12 protein-coding genes and 1 pseudogene are annotated in these 7,875 nt (G+C 70.5%); 1 reads left to right on the top strand and 12 read right to left on the bottom strand.

Going from position 1 to position 7,875, the window contains the following annotated elements; genetic code table 11:
* Positions 1-293: toxin Doc (locus IE271_RS39715; RefSeq protein ID WP_190195307.1), on the top strand; the 293-nt coding region annotated here is incomplete at its 5' end.
* Positions 294-454: 161 nt separating this feature from the next.
* On the opposite strand, the gene IE271_RS39710 is transcribed toward IE271_RS39715, so the two are convergent.
* The 12 genes and pseudogenes from IE271_RS39710 to IE271_RS39660 all read right to left on the bottom strand — a co-directional run.
* Positions 455-892 carry a hypothetical protein gene (locus IE271_RS39710; protein ID WP_229919951.1) on the bottom strand — a complete coding sequence of 146 codons (438 nt, stop codon included), beginning with the start codon at positions 890-892 and terminating at the stop codon, positions 455-457.
* Positions 889-1,020 (bottom strand): hypothetical protein, encoded by a 132-nt coding sequence (locus IE271_RS43790; RefSeq protein ID WP_308435261.1) that lies wholly within the window; start codon positions 1,018-1,020, stop codon positions 889-891. The genes IE271_RS39710 and IE271_RS43790 overlap by 4 nt, the downstream gene beginning before the upstream one ends.
* A gap of 5 nt (positions 1,021-1,025) precedes the next feature.
* Positions 1,026-1,385 (bottom strand): hypothetical protein, encoded by a 360-nt coding sequence (locus IE271_RS39705; RefSeq protein ID WP_308435260.1) that lies wholly within the window; start codon positions 1,383-1,385, stop codon positions 1,026-1,028.
* A 28-nt stretch (positions 1,386-1,413) separates the two neighbouring features.
* Positions 1,414-1,794, bottom strand: a complete 381-nt coding sequence (locus IE271_RS39700) for a hypothetical protein (RefSeq protein WP_190195306.1) — start codon at positions 1,792-1,794, stop codon at positions 1,414-1,416.
* A 116-nt stretch (positions 1,795-1,910) separates the two neighbouring features.
* Complete coding sequence (locus tag IE271_RS39695; protein WP_190195305.1) at positions 1,911-2,780, bottom strand: IS5 family transposase; 870 nt, start codon at positions 2,778-2,780, stop codon at positions 1,911-1,913.
* A 248-nt stretch (positions 2,781-3,028) separates the two neighbouring features.
* Positions 3,029-4,291, bottom strand: coding sequence for a multidrug effflux MFS transporter (locus IE271_RS39690; protein WP_190195304.1), 1,263 nt, complete (start codon positions 4,289-4,291; stop codon positions 3,029-3,031).
* Positions 4,288-4,812, bottom strand: a complete 525-nt coding sequence (locus IE271_RS39685) for a MarR family winged helix-turn-helix transcriptional regulator (RefSeq protein WP_190195303.1) — start codon at positions 4,810-4,812, stop codon at positions 4,288-4,290. The genes IE271_RS39690 and IE271_RS39685 overlap by 4 nt, the downstream gene beginning before the upstream one ends.
* A gap of 125 nt (positions 4,813-4,937) precedes the next feature.
* Entirely contained in the window at positions 4,938-5,318 is a 381-nt protein-coding gene (locus tag IE271_RS39680) for a hypothetical protein (protein ID WP_190195302.1), read from the bottom strand.
* Complete coding sequence (locus IE271_RS39675) at positions 5,315-6,595, bottom strand: hypothetical protein (RefSeq protein ID WP_190195301.1); 1,281 nt, start codon at positions 6,593-6,595, stop codon at positions 5,315-5,317. The genes IE271_RS39680 and IE271_RS39675 overlap by 4 nt, the downstream gene beginning before the upstream one ends.
* Positions 6,562-6,885, bottom strand: coding sequence for a hypothetical protein (locus IE271_RS39670; protein WP_190195300.1), 324 nt, complete (start codon positions 6,883-6,885; stop codon positions 6,562-6,564). The genes IE271_RS39675 and IE271_RS39670 overlap by 34 nt, the downstream gene beginning before the upstream one ends.
* Positions 6,882-7,304 carry a hypothetical protein gene (locus IE271_RS39665; protein WP_190195299.1) on the bottom strand — a complete coding sequence of 141 codons (423 nt, stop codon included), beginning with the start codon at positions 7,302-7,304 and terminating at the stop codon, positions 6,882-6,884. Before IE271_RS39665 ends, IE271_RS39670 begins: the two co-directional genes overlap by 4 nt.
* A 486-nt stretch (positions 7,305-7,790) precedes the next feature.
* Positions 7,791-7,875: pseudogene (locus IE271_RS39660) on the bottom strand (IS5/IS1182 family transposase); the annotation flags it as partial.

Here is a 7,875-nt window from a genome sequence, read left to right as displayed (position 1 = left end):
TCGGCCTGGCCGCCCGGCACAAGGTCGACCCGCCCCGCCACGACCAACACCACCCCGACGCCTTCTGGCGCGCGGCCGTGATGCTGGAGGAGTGCGTCGTCCTGCGTCCGCTGCCCGCCCGCAACGAGCTGTACGGCTTCGGCGTGGCCGTGGCGTACCTCGGGATGCACGGAGAGCAGGTGAACACCAAGTTCGAGGCCTGGCGGGAGCTGATCGCCGACATCGCCGCCCTGCGGCTGGACTCGTTCGCCGTCGCCGAGCGGCTGCGCTCCCTGCGTATGCCGACGACCTGACCCTCCTGTCGGTCCCCGGCCCGGACAGGGCGGAATCAGGGGCCCAGGGATTCCCGTCATCGGCGGAACGTGGTTCCTGGGCAAGGCTGTTACGGAGAGTGCGCTGCCGCCGAAGATCCCGGCGACAGCGCGGCCCTCCGGTCGGGCGTAATGCTCGGGGTTCAGAGTTTGAGGGCCCCTCGCCAGGTCCATCCGGCGTCGAGTACCGCGTTCTGCAGGGGGTCGGTCATCTCCCGCGTGTCGAAGCGGAAGGCCTCGATCTTGTGGCGTTTGCCGTCGGGGCCCTGCCGGGTCTCCCACTGCCGGAACACCGCGGGCGCGTGGCCGCGTCCGTACTGGGTGCCGGCGTTGCCGGCCGAGCGGTTCTCCCACCGCTCGTGGAGGAAGCGCACCTCCTGCTTGTCCGGGACCAGACGCATTCTGGTCTTCAGGCGCACGCCCACTCTCTGGATGTGGCACTCGGCCACCAGGTCGGCCTTCTCGGCCGGCAGGGCGTTGCGTACGCGGTAGGGCACGCCGGGTGCGTTGAGTGCGAGCAGTGCGGTGCCGGCGTCGGGGTGCTTGGTGCCGGTCAGCTTGTTCCACAGGCCCATCGTCATACCCTTTCTTCGGTGTCCGGGCCGACCGTGCGGACGAAGGCCTGGAAGTCGTGCAGAACGGTGTCGTGCTGGGCCGCGGTGGCGGTCAGCATCAGTCGGATCACTGCCCGCTTGCGCGGATCCTCCATGTCCGTCAGGCAGAGATGCACCTGGGACTGGACGAGGTCGCGGCGCGTGCCGTCGACGACGGTGGAAAGGCCAGCCGCTGGGTCAGGGCGGGCGCCTCGACGGAGCCGACCTCGTGGCGGTGGGTCACCGCCACCGACTCGGCGATCTCGTGCAGGCGCTGCGTCGACTCCTCCGCCACATCGGCCAGTGTCGCTTCGCTGGGGAGTGCTTCGCCGTCGATGGTGAGGGTGGCGGCGAACCCGGCGTCCGGGTGCGGATGCACCGCGGCGAAGGCCACATCCGCAGTGGCGAAGCCGTCCGGACGGGCCGGGAGCCAGCCCCGTGGCAGCCGGAACTTCAAAGGCAGGGGCAGTGTCGTGGGCATTTCCAGCCCTCCTTCCGGGGGAAGTAGATCAGAACCAGTCGGTGACGGTGTTCTTGAGAGAGCCGATGCCGTCACCGACCGCGCCGGCCGCATCGCCCACAGCGTCGGCGGCATCGCCCACGCTCTCGCTCACCTTGTCCGGGTCGACGGTGACCTCGAAGCCCCGTGAGCCGCCCAGGATGGGCGAGACGCCAGCCTTGCCCCCCAGATGCCACACGCCCTCGTCGTCCTTCTTGTAGCCCCACCAGGCCTCGGCACCAGGACCGGCCCAGCCCTCGGCCGCCGCGCCGAAACCGATACCACTCGCCCGCGTCCAGCGCCGTCTGTGGGACGAGATCGCGGCCGCGAGCACGGACGACTGGGCGCAACCGATGCAGCGCGCGGCCCGCGCGTGGGAGGAACACCGCACGCCTCAGCCGTGACACCTCCCCCCGAAGCCCTCGTCTCGACAGGGCTGCGCCCCTACCAGGGTTTCGTGCCGGCACGGGTTCGGAAGCCGTTCAGAGGTCGTTTTATCCCGTTGTTTCATCCTGGAATGTCATGGTTGATGGTCTTCTTCGGATCGCGCCAGGAGATGGTGTTCTCGCCGGTGAGGCGGCGGGCCATGAGGTCGGTCATGGCGATGTGGATCACGGCTTCGGAGCGGCCGGGAAGGGTTTCGTAGTCACGGGCCAGGCGGCGGTGGAGCATGAGCCAGCCGTACGTCCGCTCGACCGCCCACCGCTTCGGAATCGGGGTGAAACCCCTGGTCCCGGGCTTGCGAGCGGTGATCTCCATGTCGATGCCGAGGGTCGCTGCATGCTCGACGAGGTGCTGGCGGTAGCCGCCGTCGACCCACACCTTGCGGATGCCTGGGTGGTCGGCGGCAACCTGGTCGAGCAGCGCGGTGCCGGCGATGGAGTCCTGCACGCTGGCCGCGGTGACCAGCACGGCGAGCAGGAGTCCGAGGGTGTCGGTGACGATGCTCCGCTTCCTGCCGACGATCTTCTTGCCCGCGTCGACGCCCTGTTCGGACGCCGGGACGCTGGTGGAGGTCTTCACGCTCTGGGCGTCGATCACACACGCGGAAGGCTCGCCGTCCCGCCCTTCCTTCTCCCGCAGCAGCTGCCGGAGCAGGCCGTTGAGCTGGGCGAAGACACCCTCGTCGGCCCATTTCGCGAAGTAGCCGTAGACCGTGTTCCAGTGCGGGAAGTCGTGCGGGAGGTAGCGCCACTGGACTCCGGTCCGGTCCACGTACAAGATCGCGTCCATGATGTCGCGCAGGTCGTGCTCGGGCGGCCGGCCGAAGTCCAGGGCTCTGCCACGGCGCTCGAACCGCCAGGCTGCAAGGACCGGCTCGATCAACTCCCAGCGGGCATCGGACAGATCACTCGGATACGGACGTCGCTTCGCCATGCTTCCGGCGTACCGCCCCGAGCCGAACGCGCCCAGGCGCACTGCAGCGGCAGTGGAAGCACACCATCACGGAGACCGGGCATCCTGGGATGAGACAGGATCACGTCGCTTTCCCACCCATGCGTAACCGCACAAGCCCCGCAGGCATCGATGGTGTCCACGGCCTCACTGGAACCACCATCCAGCACCTCAACAATCGTCTGATATGCGGGCAGTGGAGGTGAAAACGACCTCTCAGTGGGTGTTTGCTATCCGTGCTCGGTCTGCTGGGGCAGTTCGTAAGTCGCTGTTCTGGTGAGGATCGCGGCGAGAGTGGCGGCGGCGAGGCAGCTGGTCATGACGGCTGCCATCGGTGCGGGGCTCTGGGTGCCGAACTGTCCGACGAGGGGTGAGGCTGCCGCGCCGAGGAGGAACTGGCCGCCGCCCAGCAGGGCGGAGGTGGCTCCGGGCGCAGCGCGGCCGCGGCTTTGCGCGATGGTGATCACGGCGGGGAAGAAGACGCCGAATGCGGTGATGACGGTCAGCAGGCACAGCCAGGTCAGCAGCATGGTGCTGCCGGTGGTCGTCTGGATGAGGAGGAGGGCGGCTGTTCCTGTCGTGGCGATGGTGCCGCTGGCGATGAGCAGGGTTTCGGGGGACCTGTGCCTGGCCAGTCGGCCGTAGGCCAGGCTGCCGGTCATGTTGCCGATGGCATTGACGCCGTAGACGAGGCTGGCAAGGGATGGGGAGAGGCGGTAGATGTCCTGGAAGACGAAGGTCGTTCCCGCGATGTAGGCGAAGACGGCGGCTCCGCCGAAGGCGAGGGCCAGGGCGGGCATGACGACGGCGCGCCGGCCGGCGACGCGGCCGATGGCGCGCAGGCTGGAGGACAGCCCGCCGGTCAGACGCGCTTGGGGCGGGTGAGATTCGGGGAGCCAATGCAGCACGCCCAGGGCCAGGAGCAGGCCGGTGACGGCGAGGGCGGCGAAGAGGTAGCGCCAGGAGACCGACAGCAGCAGGGCGCCGCCGATCAGGGGGGCCAGGACCGGGGCGGTGGCGGTGATCGCGCCGAGCCGGGAGAAGACGGAGGGCAGTTCGCGGTCGTCGAAGAGGTCGGCGACGACGGCGCGGGAGACGACGATTCCGGCCGCTCCGGTGATGCCCTGCCCGACCCGCGCTGCGTTGAGTACTTCCACGGTCGGCGCCATCGCGCACGCGGTGGAGAAGGCGGCGAACAGCAGCGATCCGGTGATGAGGACCGGGCGGCGGCCGGTGGCGTCGCTGAGCGGGCCCAGCAGCAGCTGGCCGATGATGATGCCCACCAGGAATCCGGTCAGTGACATCTGTGCGCCGGCGGCGTCGGTGCCCAACGACCGCGCCAGGTCCGGCAGCGCGGGCACGTACATGTCGGTGGCCAGCGGGCTGGCCGCGCTCAGACCCGCCAGGATGAGCAGTAATCGGACGCGCCGGACAGCGAGGGTTCGGGGGCTGCGCGGATTACGGGATGTCTTGCCGGCGGAGGACGTGGTCATAGTGCGGGAGCCGCCCCCTGTGCCTGTCCGGGCGCTGTTTCCGGCCCGCGGTGGCCGCGGGGCACCTCGGCGGCCGCCACCTGCTCGAGCAGACCGGCAGCGATCTGCAGCACGCCGCGCTCGGCGGGGGACAGCGTCTGTGTGAGCGCCGCGGCCAGCCAGGCGTTGCCGTCGCGGACGTGTTCGCGCAGGGCTTCCCGCCCTGCCTCGGTGATCACGATGTTCTGGCGTCGGGCGTCCACCTCGCTGCGGGAACGGTGGATGCGGCCCTGCTCCTCCAGCTCGTTGAGCACCCGGGTCAGGGACTGTGCCTGCATCCCCTCGATGGCCGCCAGGTCGGACGGGGTCAGCGCTCCGCTGTGGCGGAGGTTCGCCAGGACCGATGCGGCCAGCCGCGACAGCGGCCGGCCCCGCCCCGGCTGCTCGGCCCGGAGCCGGGACGCGAGCCGCGACACCGCCCAGCGCAACGACTCGGCCAGGACCAGATCATGCTGATCCAGATCATCTGCAACATCGCTCATAGTTGCCAAGCTAAAGCTTGGCAACTATGAGCTACAACCCTGGAAAAAGGAATTTTAGATAAGAAAAAGCTTCGCATGTGTTGAGGAGGTCGATCACGTGCGCACGTGGTGGCCTGGTGGCCGGGTCAGGCGGCGTGGAGGTCGGCCTGCCGCAGGGCCGCGTTGACCGGCTCCGGATCACGCCGGGAAGGCGTGAGGGCGTCATGGTGGGTCTGAGCTGGCGCCGCCTGCAGCTCGCCGTCCATGCGCGGGACGGGTACGGACGTCGGGACGGGTACGACCTGCTGCCGCTGCTCCTCCAGCTCGCGCAGTGGCGCGTCGACGGCTTCGAGCGATTCCTCGGCGGTGGCCGCGTTCCGCCGCTGCGAGCGCGCGGACTCGCCGGCCGGTTCGACCGGCGGGTACGGCCACGGCTGCCGTTCGTCACGCAGCGGTGCGGCAGAGCCGGGCCGGGAGGCGGGAGAACCGTTGCCCGCCGGGAGGGAGGGGTGCGGACCTCGGCTCATACGCCGGCGCCCCTCCCGGGCGTGGCCGGCGGCGGCACGGCGGCTCCCCGCGCAATGGCGCCCAGCATGGCGGGGGCCGGGGCGGTAACCGGGGCCCAGGTCCAGTCGGTGATGTGCCGGTGAGCCGTCGCGTCGAGGACGGCGCGGCGGGTGTCCATGCCGATGCCGGGAGCGGTGGCCAGCAGGCTCTGGGCTGCGGCCTGCTGAGCGGCGCAGACCTGCTGGAAGGAGGTGTGGATGCGCTCGAGCTGATGGTCGTGGAGCTGGTAGAAGCGGTACGGGTGGCCGACCGGGCGGTGTTCGGGGACGTCGGTGAGCAGGCGGTGTTCGATGGCCGTCACGGCCCGGGGCGCGGCCACCGCGATCCGCCAGTCGGCGGCGGTGAGGCGGTACACGGTCTGGGCCAGTTCGGCGACGCCTCCCGCGTCGGCCACGATGTCCGGCGCCGGCCTGGTCCGGGGCGGGCCGCTGGCGGAGTCGGGGTCCCAGTCACCGCCGAACAGCAGCCGTCCCGCGCGAAGGGCCGACGCGCGGGCGATCTCCACGGCCGGGTGCGGGGCCGTTCCCCGCGGCATGCGGGAGACCTGGCCCCGTCGCGCCATCTCGTAACTCGGCTGAGGAAGGCGGGGGCGGATCCGAGGGTCGTCCACGTCGACGACGCGGTCCCAGCGTTCCTGGACGCCCCTCCACGCGCGGGCGGCGCTTCGCAGACTGTCCGCACAACCTCTGAGCGAGGAACCCGCCTCGTCCGGCGCCTCGGCGGCAGCCTGCACCAGGAGCCTCCCGGCGAGCATGGCGCCCAAGGACCGCCACCGGACGACCAGCTGCAGGTCGGAGCCGCTGAGAGGCTGAGCGGAACGGCCGTGGAGGGTCTCGTAGGCGGCACGGGAGAGCTGCTCGCAGTCGTCCCGAATCCGGTCGGCGACCTGGGCGAGCGGATCGGTGGGCAGGGCGGGGACCGGGATGAGCGGCAGGGCCTGCGGGAAAGCCGCCAGCGCCGGGTCCGCGCCGGCGCCGGCATGCCGGGCCTGAACGGAGGCGTACTGCAGGCAGACGTGAGCGGTCTGGAGCCGGATTGAGACGTTCCAGTTGTCGAGCGACTGGCTCACTGCGTGCACGATCCGGCTCGCCGAGTGCAAGATCCCGGAGGCGTGGCGCAGGTGGTACGCCCGGGCGGAGCGTGTGGTGAAGGCGAGCGCGTACGGGGTGACCGGAGCGCCGGTGCCGTCACGGTGACCGCGGATCAGGTCGATGACCGCCGCCCCGCTGGCCTCCACCGCGGAGCCGAGGGGACCGTCCTTCGCCGCGCCGTCCGGGGGAACCGGCAGCCAGCGGGCGGCGCCGCCGAGCGCCCAACGGCGTCGCGGAGGTGGCGGGAGGTGTCGGCGGCGTCGTCGACACGGTTCCCCGGCCGGCTGAGCAGGAGGTGTACGTGCCCGATCAGCGTGTCGAGCTGTCTGAGCGCGAGGGCGTGCGCGAAGGGGGCGTCGCCGGGGAGACCCGCGGGCGTGACGCGTTCGAGGTGGTGGTGGACGACGTCGTAGAGCTCCCCGAGCGTGACGGTCATGAGACCCCGTCACCGTCCTGCCGGACGCTCAGGAGGAGATCCGCGGCGGCTGCCGCGTGGCCGGCCGCGACGCCGAGCTGCTCCGCGTCGTTCGCGCACTCGGGTACGCAGGCCAGCCGGCGGAGCGCCGCGTCGACGTGGCGCAGCAGCGTCCCGTACGGCTCGAGCCCGGCCCGGCCGGGGAACGGGGTCGGGGTCTTCAGGGGCAGGCCGTTCTCGGGGGGCGGCAGCAGGCGGCGCCCCTCCGTGCACTTGATGCCGGCGAGTACGGCCTGCATCTCGTCGCTGCCCTCGTCGAGGGCGAGGGCGTCCGCCAGCCGACCCACGACGTCGAAGGCGTCCCAGGCAGCAAAGAGCGCGACATGGGCCCGGTCGTCGTCCAGGGCGGTGTCGAGATCGGTGATGGCCGGCTGCGTCATCGCTGTCGTTCCTCCTGCTCGGCTTCGCCGCACACCGCCGGTGTGGCAGCTACGGCCTCCCGCGAGGGTCCCACTCCGCCCCAACGACGGCTGCAGGCTGTGGACAACCAGCGGATCGCCAAACCACACGGACGAGGGGAACGACTGCCCGTGCCTGGTGTGGAGGAGGGCGGGACAGGTGAGGTGGGGCTTCGGGGTTCGGGCGTAGAGGTCTGCTGGTGGCGCGCCACGTGTCGGCAATGCCCTCGCGCGCCGGAGAGGGCCGTTGACGAAGGGTGGTCGAATGATTCACGCCATCTATATGCATGCCCCATGTTCCTCCTGGCACCAGAACCTGTTGCCTTTATTGCTTTTCACCGTTTGCATGCCGTTTGGGCAGGTGAACCGGCAGGGCTGATTCCGGCCCGTATGCGATCACAGTCTCGGGGCAGGCCGACGCTTTTTGTAAACGACCTGTGGCACCTTGTGATCGCCCAGTGAGCTGTTTCAGCGCTGCCGCTCCAGGGTGAGGACGGCTGCTGCGATTGACGTCATTCGATTCGGGCTGCACCGAGCCTTGCGGAAGATTCGC

Origin of the sequence: Streptomyces minutiscleroticus (assembly GCF_014650875.1) — a bacterium.
In the GTDB taxonomy this organism is placed as follows: Bacteria; Actinomycetota; Actinomycetes; order Streptomycetales; family Streptomycetaceae; genus Streptomyces; species Streptomyces minutiscleroticus.
This window is presented reverse-complemented; position numbering and strand designations above follow the sequence as displayed.